The organism is Streptomyces camponoticapitis, from assembly GCF_014646115.1.
Lineage (GTDB): Bacteria > Actinomycetota > Actinomycetes > Streptomycetales > Streptomycetaceae > Streptomyces > Streptomyces camponoticapitis.
Genome location: NZ_BMMV01000008.1, coordinates 168,012 through 185,437, shown reverse-complemented (window position 1 = coordinate 185,437; position 17,426 = coordinate 168,012). Strand labels below are relative to the sequence as shown.

16 protein-coding genes are annotated in these 17,426 nt (G+C 70.2%); 10 read left to right on the top strand and 6 right to left on the bottom strand.

The genetic code is table 11. From position 1 onward, the window contains the following. Positions 1-58: 58 nt before the first annotated feature. A complete protein-coding gene (locus tag IEY79_RS15145) occupies positions 59-286 on the top strand; it encodes a hypothetical protein (protein WP_189107974.1) in 228 nt (75 codons plus the stop codon). Positions 287-404: 118 nt separating this feature from the next. On the opposite strand, the gene IEY79_RS15140 is transcribed toward IEY79_RS15145, so the two are convergent. Then, a complete protein-coding gene (locus tag IEY79_RS15140) occupies positions 405-1,157 on the bottom strand; it encodes a class I SAM-dependent methyltransferase (protein ID WP_229700888.1) in 753 nt (250 codons plus the stop codon). Positions 1,158-1,198: 41 nt separating this feature from the next. Then, entirely contained in the window at positions 1,199-1,795 is a 597-nt protein-coding gene (locus tag IEY79_RS15135) for a DUF3043 domain-containing protein (protein ID WP_189107973.1), read from the bottom strand. A gap of 272 nt (positions 1,796-2,067) precedes the next feature. Here IEY79_RS15135 and IEY79_RS15130 point away from each other — a divergent pair, with 272 nt between their 5' ends. The 5 genes from IEY79_RS15130 to IEY79_RS15110 all read left to right on the top strand — a co-directional run bounded on the left by IEY79_RS15130 (position 2,068) and on the right by IEY79_RS15110 (position 8,576). Further along, positions 2,068-2,868, top strand: a complete 801-nt coding sequence (locus IEY79_RS15130) for a PspA/IM30 family protein (protein ID WP_189107972.1) — start codon at positions 2,068-2,070, stop codon at positions 2,866-2,868. A gap of 9 nt (positions 2,869-2,877) precedes the next feature. Further along, positions 2,878-3,159, top strand: coding sequence for a PspA-associated protein PspAA (gene pspAA, locus IEY79_RS15125; protein WP_189107971.1), 282 nt, complete (start codon positions 2,878-2,880; stop codon positions 3,157-3,159). 170 nt (positions 3,160-3,329) lie between these two features. Further along, positions 3,330-4,556 (top strand): sensor histidine kinase, encoded by a 1,227-nt coding sequence (locus IEY79_RS15120; RefSeq protein ID WP_189107970.1) that lies wholly within the window; start codon positions 3,330-3,332, stop codon positions 4,554-4,556. Further along, positions 4,553-5,239 carry a response regulator gene (locus IEY79_RS15115; protein ID WP_189107969.1) on the top strand — a complete coding sequence of 229 codons (687 nt, stop codon included), beginning with the start codon at positions 4,553-4,555 and terminating at the stop codon, positions 5,237-5,239. Before IEY79_RS15120 ends, IEY79_RS15115 begins: the two co-directional genes overlap by 4 nt. 145 nt (positions 5,240-5,384) lie before the next feature. Further along, on the top strand, positions 5,385-8,576 hold the full coding sequence (locus IEY79_RS15110; protein WP_189107968.1) for an efflux RND transporter permease subunit: 3,192 nt from the start codon (positions 5,385-5,387) through the stop codon (positions 8,574-8,576). 133 nt (positions 8,577-8,709) lie between these two features. Here the strand turns inward: IEY79_RS15110 and nadA are convergent, their stop codons facing one another. Then, positions 8,710-9,906 carry a quinolinate synthase NadA gene (gene nadA / locus IEY79_RS15105; protein ID WP_189107967.1) on the bottom strand — a complete coding sequence of 399 codons (1,197 nt, stop codon included), beginning with the start codon at positions 9,904-9,906 and terminating at the stop codon, positions 8,710-8,712. 299 nt (positions 9,907-10,205) lie between these two features. Between nadA and IEY79_RS15100 the strand changes: the two genes are divergently transcribed. Continuing rightward, positions 10,206-10,562, top strand: coding sequence for a HesB/IscA family protein (locus IEY79_RS15100; protein WP_023542295.1), 357 nt, complete (start codon positions 10,206-10,208; stop codon positions 10,560-10,562). Between the two features lie 108 nt (positions 10,563-10,670). Here the strand turns inward: IEY79_RS15100 and IEY79_RS15095 are convergent, their stop codons facing one another. Continuing rightward, a complete protein-coding gene (locus IEY79_RS15095; protein WP_189107966.1) occupies positions 10,671-12,191 on the bottom strand; it encodes a hypothetical protein in 1,521 nt (506 codons plus the stop codon). Between the two features lie 84 nt (positions 12,192-12,275). Then, positions 12,276-12,488, bottom strand: a complete 213-nt coding sequence (locus IEY79_RS15090) for a hypothetical protein (protein WP_189107965.1) — start codon at positions 12,486-12,488, stop codon at positions 12,276-12,278. A 180-nt stretch (positions 12,489-12,668) separates the two neighbouring features. Here IEY79_RS15090 and IEY79_RS15085 point away from each other — a divergent pair, with 180 nt between their 5' ends. The 3 genes from IEY79_RS15085 (at position 12,669) to IEY79_RS15075 (ending at position 16,355) form a co-directional block, all read left to right on the top strand. Then, complete coding sequence (locus IEY79_RS15085) at positions 12,669-13,643, top strand: carbohydrate kinase family protein (RefSeq protein WP_189107964.1); 975 nt, start codon at positions 12,669-12,671, stop codon at positions 13,641-13,643. Between the two features lie 297 nt (positions 13,644-13,940). Next, positions 13,941-15,560: an AMP-binding protein gene (locus IEY79_RS15080; RefSeq protein ID WP_189107963.1), complete on the top strand. Its 1,620-nt coding sequence runs from the start codon at positions 13,941-13,943 to the stop codon at positions 15,558-15,560. 57 nt (positions 15,561-15,617) lie between these two features. Then, entirely contained in the window at positions 15,618-16,355 is a 738-nt protein-coding gene (locus IEY79_RS15075; protein ID WP_189107962.1) for a transmembrane-type terpene cyclase, read from the top strand. Between the two features lie 25 nt (positions 16,356-16,380). Here IEY79_RS15075 and IEY79_RS15070 read toward each other — a convergent pair whose 3' ends face one another. After that, complete coding sequence (locus IEY79_RS15070; RefSeq protein ID WP_229700877.1) at positions 16,381-17,361, bottom strand: sigma-70 family RNA polymerase sigma factor; 981 nt, start codon at positions 17,359-17,361, stop codon at positions 16,381-16,383. Positions 17,362-17,426 lie beyond the last annotated feature (65 nt).

Genomic DNA, 17,426 nt, shown 5'->3' with positions numbered 1-17,426 from the left:
CGCCCGGCTACGCTGCGGACAGCAGACAGATCATTTTGGCGGGCCCCGGGAGGCGGACATGGCGTGGACGTGGCGGTTCGAGAAGGCCGACGGGACGGAGGTCCAGCCGGCCGTGGAACCGGAGGAGTTCACCACGCAGGGCGACGCCGAGTCCTGGATCGGTGAGGCCTGGAAGGAGCTGCTGGAGGGCGGCGCCGACCAGGTGACGCTGTTCGACGACGGCAGCAAGATCTACGGGCCGATGAGCCTTCAGGCCGATCCGGAGAGCGCGCCCGACGAGACCTGACGGCGGGTACGTCCTCGCGCGCCCGGCCACCCGCCCGGCGCCCGGGGACGTACCGGTCTCCCTCAGCCTCCTTGAGAGGGCGCCGGGTTCCGCGGGCGAGGCCAGGAACGGCGGGCCGTCAGCCCCGTACACCGCACAGATGCAGCAGCGCCGCGACCCTCCGGTACGGCTCCGTACGTCCGGCCCGGTCCTCCGCGGCCAGCAGCAGCTCCAGTTCGGCCGCCGGAGGGAGCTCCACGTCGTTGGATATGTTGTCGGAGAAGACACGCACCCCGTACCAGGTGTGCAGCGGCGCCGCGATTCCCGCGAGCGTCGCCGTCAGCGCCGACAGCCGGTCCGCGCGGACCCGCAGGCCCAGCCTGTTCGTGTACGTGGGGGACTCGAAGGCGTCCAGAGCCCCTGCCCAGTCCCCGGCGATCCCCGGCCGCAGGGCGAGCGCGTCCGCGTTCCGTACGAGGAGCGAGAGCAGCCCGCCCGGCGCCAGCATCCTGGCAAGCCCTGCGAGCATGGCGTCCGGCTCCTCGACGTACATCAGCACGCCGTGACAGAGCACCACGTCGAAACTGCCCGGCAGGAAGTGCACCCCGGTCTGGAGCCCGTCGCCCTCGACGAGCCTGACCCGCTCACGGATCCCGGCGGGCTCGGCTTCGAGCGACTTGCGCGCCGAGGCCATCATCTCGGGATCGGACTCCAGCCCGGTCACGGTGTGCCCGGCGCGTGCCAGCCGGAGCGCCTGGGTGCCCTGGCCCATGCCGACGTCCAGGACCCGCAGCCGCTGCCCGACCGGGTAGCGGGAGGTCAGCTGTTCGTCGAGCTGCCGTGAGACCAGCTCCTGGCGGACGATGTTCCGCAGCCCGCCGAGGCCCGCCAGCCAGTCGGCCGAGCCCCCCGTGAAGCCGGATGCCCCAGTGCTCAGGGCCGGTCCCCGCGCTTGACCTGCGGCTTGGGCAGACGCAGCCGGCGCATCTGGAGCGTGCGCATCAGGGCGTAGGCGATGGCGCCGCGCCTGGACTCGTTCGGGAATCGCTCCGCGAGCTGCTTCTTCAGCCGGATCCAGATGCCGATGGAGTCGACGACGATCAGCACGATGATGCCCAGCCAGAGCAGCAGCGCGATGTTCTGCAGCTGACCGACGCGGACCATGCTCAGTACGAGGATGATCACCGCGAGCGGCAGGAAGAACTCGGCCATGCAGAAACGCGCGTCCACGTAGTCGCGGACGAAGCGGCGCACCGGGCCCTTGTCGCGGGCCGGCAGGAAGCGCTCGTCACCGCTGGCCAGCGCCTCGCGCTGCTTCGCCAGATCGATACGGCGCGCCTCACGCTGCTTCTTCATCGCCGACTTGCGGTCCGTCGGCGTCGTCGAGGCGCGACGGCGCTGCGTCTGGGCCTCACTGCGCTTCGGTGTCGGGCGGCCCTTCGGGGCCTGCGGGTCTCTGGTCTGCGTGGAGAGGTCCGCCGTCACCTTGCCGGTGGGCGCCTTCTCGTCCTTGGAGCGGCTACGGAACACAAAGCCCAAGGGTACGGGGTGATGCGCGGGCGACCCACCCCCGAGGGGAACGATCCGGCAACGGCGGACGTCTGTACTGGTGCAGAGGGGACTTAGCGCCCACTGCCCCCGAAGGTCACCTACTCCCTGCGCCGGAGCGATACGGGGGCCAGTCGTCCTTGGGGATGAGCCCATCCGTGCCCGAACAGTGCGGTAATAGAGGCAGGGCCCGTACTGTGGGTTCTGTTGGAGTGCTGGATCCGGAGTCCGTCAGAAGGGGGCGCGCGAAGCCCATGAGCGGTGTGATGAAACGTATGGGGATGATCTTCCGCGCGAAGGCCAACAAGGCCCTGGACAGGGCTGAGGATCCGCGCGAGACACTTGACTACTCGTACCAGAAGCAGCTTGAGCTGCTTCAGAAGGTACGGCGCGGTGTCGCCGATGTGGCCACGTCGCGCAAGCGGCTGGAACTGCAGCTGAACCAGCTCCAGGGCCAGTCCACCAAGCTGGAGGACCAGGGCCGCAAGGCGCTGGCGCTCGGCCGTGAGGACCTGGCGCGTGAGGCGCTGTCCCGTCGTGCCGCCCTCCAGCAGCAGGTCAGCGATCTGGAGACGCAGCACACCACGCTGCAGGGCGAGGAGGAGAAGCTCACCCTCGCGGCCCAGCGTCTTCAGGCCAAGGTCGACGCCTTCCGTACGAAGAAGGAGACCATCAAGGCCACGTACACGGCCGCGCAGGCGCAGACCCGGATCGGGGAGGCCTTCTCGGGCATCTCCGAGGAGATGGGCGACGTCGGCATGGCCATCCAGCGTGCCGAGGACAAGACCGCGCAGCTCCAGGCGCGGGCCGGTGCGATCGACGAGCTGCTGGCGTCGGGCGCCCTGGACGACCACTCGGGGCTGGCGAAGGACGACATCGCCGCCGAGCTGGACCGGATCTCCGGTGGTACGGATGTAGAGCTGGAGCTCCAGCGGATGAAGGCCGAGCTGGCCGGCGGTCCGTCGGCGCAGCAGCAGGCCATCGAGGGCGGCAAGGGCGACCAGCAGGACAGCGCCCAGCCCTCGCAGAGTCCGAACAAATTCGACAAGAGCTAAGGGCGAGTCATGATCGTACGGATCATGGGGGAGGGCCAGGTGGAGCTCGCGGACAGCCACCTGGCCGAACTGGACAAGCTCGACGACGATCTTCTCGCCGAGATCAACGCGGACGACGGTGACGGCTTCCGCCGGACCTTCCACGCGCTTCTCGACAAGGTGCGCGAGCTGGGCGATCCCGTGCCCGACGACTCCCTGGAGCCGTCGGGGCTGATTCTGCCCGCCCCCGGCGCCACGATCGAAGAAGTACGCGCACTGCTCAGCGACGACGGTCTGATCCCTTCTCCCTGATCCTTCCGCCGCCCCGCACACCACGCTCCAGCACTCCCGATGCCCCGTGCCCGACCGCACGGGGCATCGTGCTGTGACCGGGCCCCGCGCCACGCGGGAACGGGCGCCGGGGAGGAGTGCCGGCGAACGGATATCACCTGTTCGGCCGTACACGTCGTACCGTTCCGGTTGTGACCTCACTCGGAACCGGCTTCGACCGCGTAAGGAGCTGGCTGCGGGCCCACCCCCTCGCGTTCGACGCCGGGCTGGCCGCGGCCGTGCTGGTGTGCATGATCGCGGGCGCGTTCGCCGACCCGCGCTCCCGGCACGACGCGCTCCCCGCGTTCGGCCAGGAGGCCCCCGGGCTGCGAAGTGTGGTCCTGATGACCCTGGGGGCGGGCGCGCTCGTCTTCCGGCGTCGCAACCCCCTGCCCGTGCTCGTCTTCACCGGGGCGGTGAGCGTCGCCGAGCTGCTGGCCAACGACGCGGTCTCACCGGCCGCGATGAGCGCCGTCGTCGCCCTCTACACCGTCGCCTCGCGCACCGACCGCCACACCACCTGGCGCGTCGGCCTCGCCACCATGGCCACGCTGACGGTCGCCGCGATGATCTCCGGGCCCACCCCCTGGTACACGCAGGAGAACCTCGGCATCTTCGCCTGGACCGGGATGGCCGGCGCCGCCGGTGATGCCGTACGGAGCCGTCGCGCCTTCGTCGACGCCATACGGGAGCGCGCGGAGCGGGCGGAACGCACCCGTGAGGAGGAGGCGCGCCGCCGCGTCGCAGAGGAGCGGCTGCGGATCGCCCGCGATCTGCACGATGTCGTCGCCCACCACATCGCGCTGGTCAACGTCCAGGCGGGCGTCGCGTCGCACGTGATGGACAGACGCCCCGACCAGGCCAAGGAAGCGCTCGCGCACGTACGTGAGGCCAGCCGCTCCGCGCTCAACGAACTGCGCGCCACGGTGGGCCTGCTCCGCCAGTCCGGCGACCCCACCGCCCCCACCGAACCGGCCCCCGGCCTCGCGCTGCTCGACGAACTCGTCGGCACCTTCCGGCACGCGGGCCTGCCCGTCCAAGTGGCCCGCGGCGACGCGGGCGCGCGCCTGCCCGCGGCCGTCGACCTCGCGGCGTACCGCATCATCCAGGAGGCGCTGACCAATGTCCGCAAGCACGCGGGCCCCGGCGCGAAGGCCGAGGTGAGTGTCGTACGGGTCGGCCCGACCGTCGAGGTCACCGTCCTCGACGACGGCGCCGGCACCGGCGAGCCCGCCGACGGCAGCGGCCACGGCCTCCTGGGGATGCGCGAACGCGTCACCGCGCTGGGCGGCACCCTGACCGCGGCCCCCCGCCACGGAGGCGGCTTCCGTACGCAGGCGATACTGCCGGTCAAGGCCCGCACGGGGGAGGACACATGACGATCAGGGTGCTGCTCGCCGACGACCAGACCTTGCTGCGCAGCGCGTTCCGGGTGCTGGTGGACTCGGAGCCGGACATGACGGTCGTGGGAGAGGCGGCCGACGGGGCCGAGGCCGTGGCGCTGGCCCGTTCCGAGAAGGCCGACGTCGTCCTGATGGACATCCGGATGCCCGGTACGGACGGTCTCGCGGCCACCCGCATGATCAGCGCCGATCCGGAGCTGGCCGGGGTCAGGGTGGTCATGCTGACGACCTTCGAGGTCGACGAGTACGTGGTGCAGTCGCTGCGGGCCGGTGCCGCAGGCTTCCTCGGCAAGGGGGCCGAGCCCGAGGAGCTCCTCAACGCCATCCGTATCGCCGCGGCCGGTGAGGCGCTGCTGTCGCCCGTCGCGACGAAGGGCCTGATCGCCACCTTCCTGGCCCAGGGCGGCAGCGCGGGAGAGGGGCCCGACGCGGCGGCGTACTCCAAGCGGCTCGCCGCCCTGACGGTGCGCGAGCGCGAAGTCCTCGTCCTCGTCGCCGGCGGGCACTCGAACGACGAGATCGCCGAGCGCCTGGTCGTCAGTCCGCTCACCGTCAAGACCCATGTCAACAGGGCCATGGCGAAATTGGGGGCACGCGATCGCGCTCAATTGGTGGTAATCGCCTACGAATCGGGTCTGGTACGTCCAAGGGTGGAGTAGGTCCGGGGGGTCACTACTCCAGGCGCGGTATGCCACGCGTAAGGAAATGGACCTGGGGTTCGACGGAACAGCCCTCTCGGATGGCAGATCGTATAGACGGGCCCCTGCGCCCTTCTGCACGCGTACACCACAGAAGAGAGACCCCATGTCCTGGCTGTCCAGATTCAGCCTCGCGCAACGGGCCCTCATAGGGCTGATATCGATCATCGCGCTCGTCTTCGGGGCGATCGCGATCCCCCAGCTCAAGCAGCAGCTGCTGCCTTCCATCGAGCTCCCGATGGTCTCGGTTCTCGCCCCCTACCAGGGCGCTTCTCCCGACGTGGTCGAGAAGCAGGTCGTCGAGCCGATCGAGGCCTCACTCGAATCCGTCGACGGCATCACCGGCGTCACCTCCACGGCGAGCGAGGGCAGCGCCGTGATCATGGCCAGCTTCGACTTCGGCGGTGACGGTTCGCAGCAGTTGGTCGCCGACATCCAGCAGGCCGTGAACCGCGCGGGGCCCCAGCTTCCCGAGGACGTCGACCCGCAGGTCATCGCCGGCTCGACGGACGACATCCCCACCGTCGTCCTCGCCGCCACCTCGGACGAGGACCAGCAGGCGCTCGCCGACCGGCTGGAGCGCACGGTCGTCCCGGCACTCGAAGACATCGACGGTGTCGGCCAGGTCTCCATCGACGGTGTCAGGGACCTCCAGGTCTCCGTCACCCCCGACGAGAAGAAGCTCGCGGCCGCGGGCCTGAACACCATGTCCCTCTCGGAGGCGCTGAAGGCGGGCGGCGCGACCGTCCCGGCCGGCTCGTTCTCCGAGGACGGCAAGAGCCGCACCGTCCAGGTCGGCGGCGGCTTCACCTCCCTGAAGCAGATCGAGGACCTGCGGGTCGGCGGCCCGGGGCCCGGCGTTCCCGAGGGCGGGCAGGCGGCCGAGCCCGTGCGCCTCGGTGACATCGCCACCGTCGAGCAGGAGCCGTCCGAGGCGGCGTCCCTGACCCGTACGAACGGTCAGCCCAGCCTCGCCGTGATGGCCACCATGGACAACGACGGCAGCGCCGTCACCATCTCGGACGCCGTCAAGGACAAGCTGCCAGACCTGCGCAAGGACCTCGGCGCGGGCGCCGACCTGACCGTGGTCAGCGACCAGGGCCCGGCCGTCTCCAAGTCGATCTCCGGCCTGACGACCGAGGGTGCGCTCGGTCTCGTCTTCGCCATTCTCGTGATCCTGGTCTTCCTCGCCTCGATCCGCTCGACCCTGGTCACGGCGGTCTCCATCCCGCTCTCGGTCGTCCTCGCGCTGATCGTGCTGTGGACCCGCGACCTGTCGCTCAACATGCTCACCCTCGGCGCGCTCACGATCGCGATCGGACGCGTCGTCGACGACTCGATCGTGGTGCTGGAGAACATCAAGCGGCACCTGGGCTACGGCGAGGAGCGCGAGTTCGCGATCACCTCGGCGGTCAAGGAGGTCGCGGGCGCGGTCACCGCATCCACGCTCACCACGGTCGCGGTGTTCCTGCCGATCGGCCTCGTGGGCGGCATGGTGGGCGAGCTGTTCGGCTCGTTCTCGCTGACGATCACGGCGGCCCTGCTGGCGTCGCTGCTCGTCTCGCTCACCGTCGTACCGGTGCTCTCGTACTGGTTCCTGCGCGCCCCGAAGGCCGTACGCGGGATGGACCCCGCCGAGGCCCGCCGGATCGCGGAGGAGAAGGAGTCCAACAGCCGTATGCAGCGGGTGTACGTCAAGGTGCTGGGCTTCGCCACCCGGCGCCGGATCACGAGCGTCGTCCTGGCGTTCGTCGTCCTGCTCGTCACCCTGGGCATGGCCCCGCTGCTCAAGACCAACTTCTTCGACCAGGGCGAGCAGGAAGTGCTCACCGTCAAGCAGGAGTTGGCCCCGGGCACCAGCCTGGAGGCGGCCGACGCGGCGGCGAAGAAGGTCGAGAAGACCCTCGACGGCATCGACGACATCAAGGAGTACCAGGTCACCGTCGGCTCGTCCGGCTTCATGGCGGCGTTCGGCGGCGGTACGGGTGCCAACCAGGCGTCCTACCAGGTCACCCTGAAGGACTCGGGGACGTACGAGAAGACCAGCGACGCCATCGACGATGCCCTGGGCAAGCTCGACGGCATCGGTGACACGAACATCACGGCCGGCGACGGCTTCGGATCCCAGGACCTCAGCGTCGTCGTCAAGGCGCCCGACGCGAAGACCCTGGCGACGGCCGCCGAGCAGGTACGCAAGGAGGTCGCCGGCATCGACGACGTCACCGACGTCCAGAGCGACCTGGCGCAGAGCATCCCGCGTATCTCGGTCAAGGCCAAGCCCGCGGCCGCCGAGGCCGGGTTCACCGACGCCTCGCTCGGCATGGCCGTCGGCCAGGCCGTGCGCGGTACGCCGTCCGGCAAGGCGATCCTCGGTGACACCGAGCGCGACGTGTACGTCACGTCCGCCGAGCCGGCCAAGACGCTCGCCGAACTGAAGGCGCTGCCGCTCGGCGGTGTGAAGCTCGGTCAGATCGCCGACGTCAAGCTGGCGCCCGGTCCGCTGTCGAAGACCCGGATCGACGGGGCCACCGCCGCGACGATCACCGCCAAGCCCGAGGGCGACAACACCGGCGCGATCGGTACCACCCTCCAGTCGAAGATCGACGCGCTCGACCTGCCGGAGGGGGCGACCGCCTCCATCGGCGGCGTGTCCGAGGACCAGGACGAGGCGTTCCTCCAGCTGGGGCTCGCCATGCTGGCGGCCGTCGCGATCGTGTTCATGCTGCTGGTGGGCACGTTCAAGTCGCTGATCCAGCCGATGATCCTGCTGGTCTCCATCCCGTTCGCGGCGACCGGCGCGATCGGTCTGCTGCTCCTCACCGGTACGCCGCTGGGTGTGCCGGCGATGATCGGCATGCTGATGCTGATCGGCATCGTGGTGACCAACGCGATCGTGCTCATCGACCTGATCAACCAGTACAGGTCGCAGGGGCTCGGTGTGGTCGAGGCCGTCGTCGAGGGCGGCAGGCACCGGCTGCGGCCCATCCTGATGACCGCTCTGGCCACGATCTTCGCGCTGCTTCCGATGGCGATGGGGATCACCGGCGAGGGTGGCTTCATCGGCCAGCCGCTGGCCGTGGTGGTGATCGGCGGTCTGCTGTCCTCGACGCTGCTGACGCTGCTGCTGGTGCCGACGCTCTACACGATGGTCGAACTCCGCAAGGAGCGCCGCGCAGGAAAGAAGGCGGCGAAGCGCGCCCGGAAGTCGGACGGTGGGAACACCGAAGGCGGCGGGAGCGCCGGAGGCGGCGTACCGCCGCACTCCGACGCGCCGCCGGCCCAGCCGGTCAACGTCTGACCGGGGTCCGGGGCAGTAACCGGGTAAGGGGCGCCCGCCAATGGCGGGCGCCCCTTACCGCTGTCCGGGTACGTGTACGGACTCGCCGCGCACGGGCGCCGCGTACGGATACGCCGTCCACGGCGCCGTGCCGCTACGGCAGCGCCAGCATCCGCTCCAGCGCCAGCTGGGCGAAGTCCGCCGTCCGACTGTCGACCTGGATCCGGTTGATCTCCTTGCCCTCGGCGAGCGATTCGAGCGCCCACACCAGATGCGGCAGGTCGATGCGGTTCATGGTCGAGCAGAAGCACACCGTCTTGTCGAGGAAGACGATCTCCTTGTCGTCGGCGGCGTACCGGTTCGCCAGCCGCCGCACCAGATTCAGCTCGGTGCCGATCGCCCACTTCGAGCCGGCCGGCGCCTCGTCCAGCGTCTTGATGATGTACTCCGTCGAGCCGACGTAGTCGGCGGCGGAGACCACCTCGTGCTTGCACTCCGGGTGGACCAGCACGTTCACCCCGGGGACCCGCTCGCGGACGTCGTTCACCGAGTCCAGCGAGAAACGGCCGTGCACGGAGCAGTGGCCGCGCCACAGGATCATCTTCGCGTTCCGCAGTTCCTCGGTGGTCAGGCCGCCGCCCGGCTTGTGCGGGTTGTAGAGGACGCAGTCCTCCAGCGACATCCCCAGGTCCCGTACGGCGGTGTTGCGGCCGAGGTGCTGGTCGGGGAGGAAGAGGACCTTCTCGCCCTGCTCGAAGGCCCAGTTGAGGGCGCGTTCGGCGTTGGACGAGGTGCAGATGGTGCCGCCGTGCTCGCCGGTGAAGGCCTTGATGTCGGCGGAGGAGTTCATGTACGAGACGGGCACGACCCGCTCGGCTATACCGGCGTCGGTCAGCACGTCCCAGCACTCGGCGACCTGCTCGGCCGTCGCCATGTCCGCCATGGAGCAGCCGGCCGCCAGATCGGGCAGGACGACCTTCTGGCCGTCGCCCGTCAGGATGTCCGCCGACTCGGCCATGAAGTGGACGCCGCAGAAGACGATGTACTCGGCCTCGGGGCGCGCGGCGGCGTCCTTGGCCAGCTTGAACGAGTCCCCGGTCACGTCGGCGAACTGGATGACCTCGTCGCGCTGGTAGTGGTGGCCGAGGATGAAGACCTTCTCGCCGAGCTTCTCCTTCGCCGCGCGGGCGCGTTCGACCAGATCCGGGTCGGACGGCGACGGCAGGTCGCCGGGGCACTCCACGCCGCGCTCGCTCCGGGTGTCGGCCTCGCGGCCGAGCAGGAGCAGTGCGAGGGGTGTCGGCTGGACATCGAGATCCTGACGAGCTTGGGCCGTGGTCACGTCACGCACCCTTTCTTCTCTGCGGAGGAGCCTTTTCGTCTAATTGACGTTATCTATCATAACCCCTTCACGTCACTTTGACGATGTGGATTGCGTCGATGTGACGCATTCCCGGGAACACGGCACATGCCGCCGCGGAGCCGGGTGTGCGAGCATGAAGGTGAACGCAGAAGCTCGACAGTAGGACGGCAGACGAGGCGAGCGGCGGGGCCCGGAATGAATCCGTGGCCGTACCGGTTGTAGCTGTCGGCAATGAGTCCGTACTTCCCCTGCCTCGGCGGGGAGGCCCCACCCCGGGAGAGAAGCAGATGTCCGTATCGGACGAGACCACCACCGTGAGCGACGGCATCCTCCTGTCCGATGCCGCCGCGGGCAAGGTCAAGGCCCTGCTCGACCAGGAAGGCAGGGACGACCTCGCGCTGCGCGTCGCGGTCCAGCCCGGCGGCTGTTCCGGTCTCCGTTACCAGCTCTTCTTCGACGAGCGCTCGCTCGACGGCGATGTCGTCAAGGACTTCGGCGGCGTCAAGGTCGTCACCGACCGGATGAGCGCCCCGTATCTGGGTGGCGCCTCCATCGACTTCGTCGACACCATCGAGAAGCAGGGCTTCACGATCGACAACCCCAACGCCTCCGGCTCCTGCGCCTGCGGCGACTCCTTCAGCTGATCGCCGATCGCTGATCGCAGTCTGAAAGGCGGCGGCCCCCCATCCGGGGCCGCCGCCTTCCGCGTGTGTGTGGCGCCGTGCGAGAGCGCCCCGCTCCTTCCGCCCCCGCTACTTCCGCAGGGGCACGGCGTCGCCCGTGATCGCGTTCAGGACCTCACGGTCGCCGAGCGGCCGGTCCAGTGTCACCTTCTCGGTGAAGCGCTTGGCCACCGCGATGCACATGAGTCCCGGCGGCGCGGTGTCCACGATGTCCACCTCGACCGTGGATGCGGTCTCGTTCGCCCGCAGGGTGTACTTGCCGCACATGCCGCCCACGAAGCGCACGCTCAAGGTGCTGCCCTCGGCGCTGTAGCCCTCGATCGGCGACGCTTCCTCCGGTTCCCGATCCTCCGGGGGTTCCGCGGGGGCTTCCTCGGCAGGGGGCGCCGTGCCGTCACCGCTCGCACCGCCGTTGAAGTCATGCGTCAGATACTCGGGAAGTACCGCCGTTCGGGTGACCGTCGACATCGGCCCGCCCCCGGTGCCCGCCATCTCGAACCACCACGAGGGTACGAGCGCGGGCCGCCCGTCCAACTCCTTTGCCGACAGACCGAAGACGGGCTTTTCGAGCAGCACCCGCACGGGCTCCGCCGGCTTTCCGCCCTTGCCCTTCGGTTCGCACGGGGTGGCGGGCTCCCGCCCGTCCTTGTGCGGCACCGCCGACGCGCAGCCGCCGATCCCGCCCGTGCCCGGCGCCCCGCCCGACTCGTTCAGCAGCTTCACGGCCTCGGCCGCACCCACCACCGGATACTCGTCACCCTTCTCGGGCGGCTGCAACTTCCCGTTGCCGGCGACGACTTGGCCGTCCGTGCCGACCTGGATGGCGGTCGACCAGCCGTACGTCGGCAGCCCGCCGATCACCGGGGCGGCGTTCACCACCCGTACGGCGCCCATCAGCTGACTCGCGTCGAGTGCCGCGTCCTGCAGTCCGAGCGCCTTCAGTACGGGCGCGGCGGCCTTCTTCGCGGCCTCCTCGCTCACCGGGCCGGTCCCGCTGCGCGGGCGGACGGGATTGTCGCCGACCGCGTCGCCGCCGCTCGGGCACTCCTTGCCCTTGAGGCAGTTGTCGCCGCTCGGCGCGCGGACGAAGCGGCCGAACGACCAGTCGCCCGGCGCCCGCTTGTCCACGCTGAGCAGCGGGTCCGAAATCTCCCTCTGAGTGCCGACACCCCAGGACGAATGGGAGAGTTTGGGCACCCCGGCCACACCCAGGGCCTTGGCGAGACGTGCCACATCGGCCGCCGCAACGGATCCCTTCGAGTGGTGTACGGCGGCCGAGCCGGGTCCCTCGGGCAGCTCGCCGGTCGTGCGGTACTCGACCCCGTACGGGCTGTGCTCGCCGGGCGCGACACCGGGACCCGGCACCGTGCCGCGGAGCGCCAGCGGCGGCCGGTCCGGGTCGCCGCCGCGTGCGGCGCTCCTGTCCTCACCGCCGCCGTCCGACGAGGTCGTGGCGTAGTAGGCGCCCCCGCCGCCGGCGAGCAGGACGGCCGCCGCCACCGACGCGATCACGAGCGGGGAACGCCGCAACCCCCGGCGGGCGCCCTCGCGTTCGCCGCCGCTGTCCTGAGGTCGTTCGGTACTGGTCACCGTCTGCTCCTTCGGGCCGGATGGCCCCGCCGTGGCAGGGACACCGGTGGGACGGGCGCCAGGAGCACTCGGTTCCCCGGACCGTCAGTCGCCGTACTCGGACATGCCGTCGATCAGCCGGGCGGAGTCCGGCGGGACCGTGACGCCATGGATCAGCGACGGAGGGACGGGGTCGGGAGCGTCGGCGGCGGGCCGCACCCAGTCCGGCGCCATCCGCGCGCAGTCGCCGCGCAGTTCGGCCAGGCTGGTGTCGGACTCACGGACGTCACGCTCACGGGGGACGGTGTCATTCCTCATGTACGCACCGTAAGCACGGAGCGCTCGGGAGGAAAGCCGTACTATCGGGTAGTTTGCCGTTTCGAGGCTCCGGGGCCGACCCGATAGCGTTGAGGTGTTCACCCTCTCTCCCGTCGCCCACCGCCACCCTCGCCGGAGCGCTGGCGCGCACACCTTCGTCTTCCCCAGGAGCAGTCAGCCGTGAGAATCGCAGTCACCGGCTCCATCGCCACCGACCACCTCATGACCTTCCCCGGTCGCTTCGCCGACCAGTTGGTCGGAGACCAGCTCCACACGGTCTCGCTTTCCTTCCTCGTCGACAACCTCGACGTGCGCAGGGGCGGTGTCGGCGCCAACATCTGCTTCGGCATGGGTCAGCTCGGCACCGCGCCGATCCTGGTCGGTGCCGTCGGCCCCGACTTCGACGAGTACCGCGCCTGGCTCGACCGCCACGGTGTCGACACCGCGTCCGTCCGGGTCTCCGAGGTGCTGCACACCGCGCGCTTCGTCTGTACGACGGACGCGGATCACAACCAGATCGGCTCCTTCTACACCGGCGCCATGAGCGAGGCCCGGCAGATCGAGCTGAAGTCGGTCGCCGACCGCGTCGGCGGTCTCGACCTGGTCCTGATCGGCGCCGACGACCCGGAGGCGATGCTCCGCCACACGGAGGAGTGCCGCACCAGGTCCATCCCGTTCGCCGCCGACTTCTCGCAGCAGATCGCGCGGATGGACGGCGAGGAGATCCGGCTGCTGCTCGACGGCGCGACGTACCTCTTCTCCAACGAGTACGAGAAGGGGCTCATCGAGTCCAAGACCGGCTGGACCGACGCCGAGATCCTTGGCAAGGTCGGCCACCGCGTCACCACCCTCGGCTCGCGCGGCGTCCGGATCGAGCGCGTCGGCGACGACCCGATCGAGGTCGGCTGCGCGGAGGAGACGGCCAAGGTCGACCCGACCGGCGTCGGTGACGCCTTCCGGGCCGGCTTCCTCTCCGGTCTGTCGTGGGGCGTGGGCCTGGAGCGCGCGGCGCAGGTCGGCTGCATGGTCGCGACCCTGGTCATTGAGACGCTCGGCACCCAGGAGTACACCCTGCGGCGGAACAACTTCATGGACCGCTTCACCAAGGCGTACGGCGACGAGGCGGCGGCCGAGGTCCGTACGCATCTGAAGTAGGACCCGCCCCGGGGGCGCGCGCCATTCACCGGACTCCCGGTGTGCGGCCCGCGCCCCCGGCACGCGCATCGTCACTCCGAGTGCTCCATGTCCCTTCGGACGCGCCTTGGCCCGTGCCGACGGCAGGTGTCACTCTTTCAGCACGTCCGGCACGCCCGAAAACAGATGACCCCCGAATCGCAGCACGTCCCGCAGGACGTCGCGGTCGGGGGTTTTCCCATGCCCGGGGGCGTGACGGACACCCGCGATACGGCCGCAACGTCCTCGCCCCCCACAGAGCCGAAGAGGTCCCGGAGTATGGCCCTGCGTACACGTCCCCCCATCAACATCGGCCTGGTCTTCGACTGGCACGCCCGGAAGAGAACCCGGACGGTGGTCCATCTCGACCGGCCGTTCGACATCGCGCCGGACGCCGGCACCACCTACGGCGCCGCATCGCTCGCCGAACAGGTCGTGGAGGTGTCGAACTGGCTCTACGCGGCGGGACTTCGCCACGGTGACCGGCTCGCCGTCGTCAAGGACAACCACTTCGACATGGTCCTGATCGCTGCCGGGGCGGCGCGGATCGGCGCGCTCCCGGTGATGATGGCGCCTGTCCAGGATCTCGACGCCGTCCGGACCATGATCGCCAGAGCCGATCCCACGGTGCTGGTCGCGGGCGCGGGTGTGCTGGAGCGGGCGGCCGCGGCCGGGGTGGCGCCCGCCGGTCCGGGCGTACGGCTGGTGGTGATCGGCGAGCCCCGGGAAGGGCCCCCGCCCGGTGCGGTGACGCTGGACGACCTGCGCGGGGCGGCCGACGCGCCCGTCCGGGTACGCGGCGACCACGAGCCGATGATCGTCACGCACACGTCGGGGACCACCGGCGTACCGAAGCTGGTCATGCACTCGCCGTACACCGCGCTCGGGGCGCTGCCCTACCGGCTGGAGTCCTCGCGGATCCCGCTGCTCACCTCGGGCCGCGGCGACGTGGTGGCCAGCGCCATCTCGTTCTGTCACATGAGGGGCCTGTCCTGGACGAGGTCCCAGTTCGCGCTGGCGCCCCGGGCCATGGTGGTGATCTCCGACCCGGGCCTGGAATCGACCGCCAGGGTGCTGGCGAAGCACCGGCCCACCTCGCTCGAAGCGCTGCCCAACGTCTTTCAGCGGTGGGAGGAGCTGGCGGACGGACAGCCCGAACTCTTCTTCCAGGTACGCCGGTTCATCAGCACCTTCGACGCCGTGCATCCGCGGACGGTGCGCACGTTCCTCGGCCTCTCACGTGCCCGCTTCCCGGTGTGGGCCTGGGGGCTCGGCCAGTCCGAGATCGCCGGCATCTCGGCGAACCTCTTCACCCGCGGAACCGTGCGCGGGGCGCGTACCACCCGCGACGACGTCACCAACGTGGGCTGGCCCACCCTGGTCCGGGTCAAGGTCGTCGACCCGGACACCGGCCGCAGGCTGCCGAGGGGCGAGCCGGGCCTTCTGATGGTCAACACCCGGACCCGCTGCCTGGACTACCTCGGCGAGAGCGACCGGCACCGGATGAAGACCGAGGGCGACTGGTGGAACACCGGGGACCTCGGCGAACGGACCGCCTTCGGCCGGGTCCGGCTCGTCGACCGCGAGGTCGACATGATCCCCGGCATGAGCTGCATCGAGGCGGAGAGCACCCTGCTCGACCGGCTGGAGCGGGCCCAGGAGGTGGTCGTGCTCGGCGTGCCCGACGGGCTGCCCGTGCCCGTCCTGTGCATGCGCGACGACCGGCTGGACCCCGGGGAGTGGAAGCGGGCGACGGAGGGGCTGCCCGACTTCGGCGAACCGCGGCTCGTCCCCTGGGAGGACGTGCCGCGCACGGCCACCTGGAAGGTCCGCCGGGTCCAGCTGCGCGAACAGCTGCTGGGCGAGAAGAGCGGCCGGGGGACCGGCAGATGGACGTGACCGGCACCGGAACAGGACGACACGCACCGACCCCCTTACGAGACGAGGAGACCGACAGTGTGGCCATCCCCTTTGTTCGGCGATGAGGGACGGATCCGGCTGGAGGAGGCGCGCGGCCTCCCCGACTGGTACTACGTGGGGCTCGTGCTCGTCGTCGGGGCCTTCTGGCTCGCGGCGTACGTGTTCGCGATCCACCGGGCCCGGATCGACCGCCGGGTGGGCATCCCGGCGGTGGCGGTCGCCTTCAACATCGCCTGGGAGTTCAACGACACCTTCATCGTCCCGCACGCCGGCTGGCAGCGGCCGTTCAACTTCGCCTGGTTCCTGCTCGACATCTACATCGTCGCGCAGGTGCTGAAGTTCGGCCTGAAGGACTACCCGTCCTTCACCGCCAAGGAGTTCAGACGCTTCTTCGGCGGTGCCTTCCTCTTCGCGGTGCTCTTCATCCCCGCCGCGGAACTGGAGATCAACGACTTCTACGGCGCGTACGCGGGCCTCGGCGTCAACTGTGTGATGAGCATGGCCTTCATCTCCATGCTGCGGCGCCGCCGATCGTCGGCCGGCCAGTCGATGTACATCGCGGGCTGCAAGGGCATCGGCTCGGCGCTCGGCGTACTCATGTCCGTCTCGCTCTACCCGCAGAGCATGATGATCCCGGTGCTCGGCGCGACGGTGATCGTCCTGGACGTCGCCTACGCGCGGATGCTCTACCGCCAGATCAAACGGGAAGGCCACTCGCCCGCCGCGCTCAAGAGGCCCGCCATAATTCCGGCGGAGACGCCGGCCGAGGTCTGACATCACGACCGGCGGATCAACACGCCTACGCGACATGGGGGAGGTTCTCGGGATCGACGACACCGTAGATCCCGCTCACCCGGTCGCCCGCCGGCGTCAGTTCGAGCACGACGACGGTGTGCAGCCGGTCACCGGCGAACAGCAGCACCGCCGGTTCCCGGTGCGCATTCACATAGCGGACCGTCAGACCGGCGGGCAGTCTCGGGGCCTTGGCCCGTACAAGACGTACGACCCGGTCCCGGCCCGCCACGACGCGCCGCGCGACGTGCAGCGTGCCGGCGCCGTCCGTCCACATAGCCACGTCCGGGGCGAGGACCTCCATCAGTGCGGCGAGGTCCCCGCCGAGCGCCGCCGACATGAAGCGTTCGGTGACGGCCCGGCGCAGCTCGGGTCCCGGCGCCCCCCGGGGCCTGCGTGAGCGCACATGGGTCCGGGCCCGGCGGGCGGTCTGGCGGACGGCGGCCGGGCTGCGTCCGAGCAGGGTGGCGATCTCGTCGTGGTCGTAACCGAACACCTCGCGCAGCACGAACACGGCACGCTCCAGCGGCGTCAGCGTCTCCAGCACCACCGTGAGCGCCAGGGACACCGACTCCTCACGGAGCGCGCCGTCCTCGGCGCCCGCCGTGCTGAGGAGCGGCCGGGGCAGCCAGGGGCCCAGGTCGCTCACCTGGTCGCGGCGTGCGTGCCGCAGCCGCGCGAGCGCCTGGTTCACCGCGATACGGACCAGATAGGCGCGGGCGTTGGCGATGTGGGAGCGCCGGGCCGAGGCCCAGGAGAGCCAGGTCTCCTGGAGGACGTCCTCGGTGTCGGTGACGGTGCCGAGCAGATTGTGGACCAGCGAGAAGAGGAGCTCGCGATGGGCGGCGTACACCTCGGTCGCGGCGTCGAGCGCGGTGGGGCCGCAAGAGAGTTCGAGACCGGGGCGCTCTTCTGGAACGGGGCACTGTTCCGGATCGGTGGTGACCGGGCGACCGATCGTGGGGGAGTCCGGGCGGGCGTCCTGCACAGGCGGTGCCTCCTGTCCGGGCGGGAGTGATGTGACGCCGGACACATTATGACCCGTCACGTCAC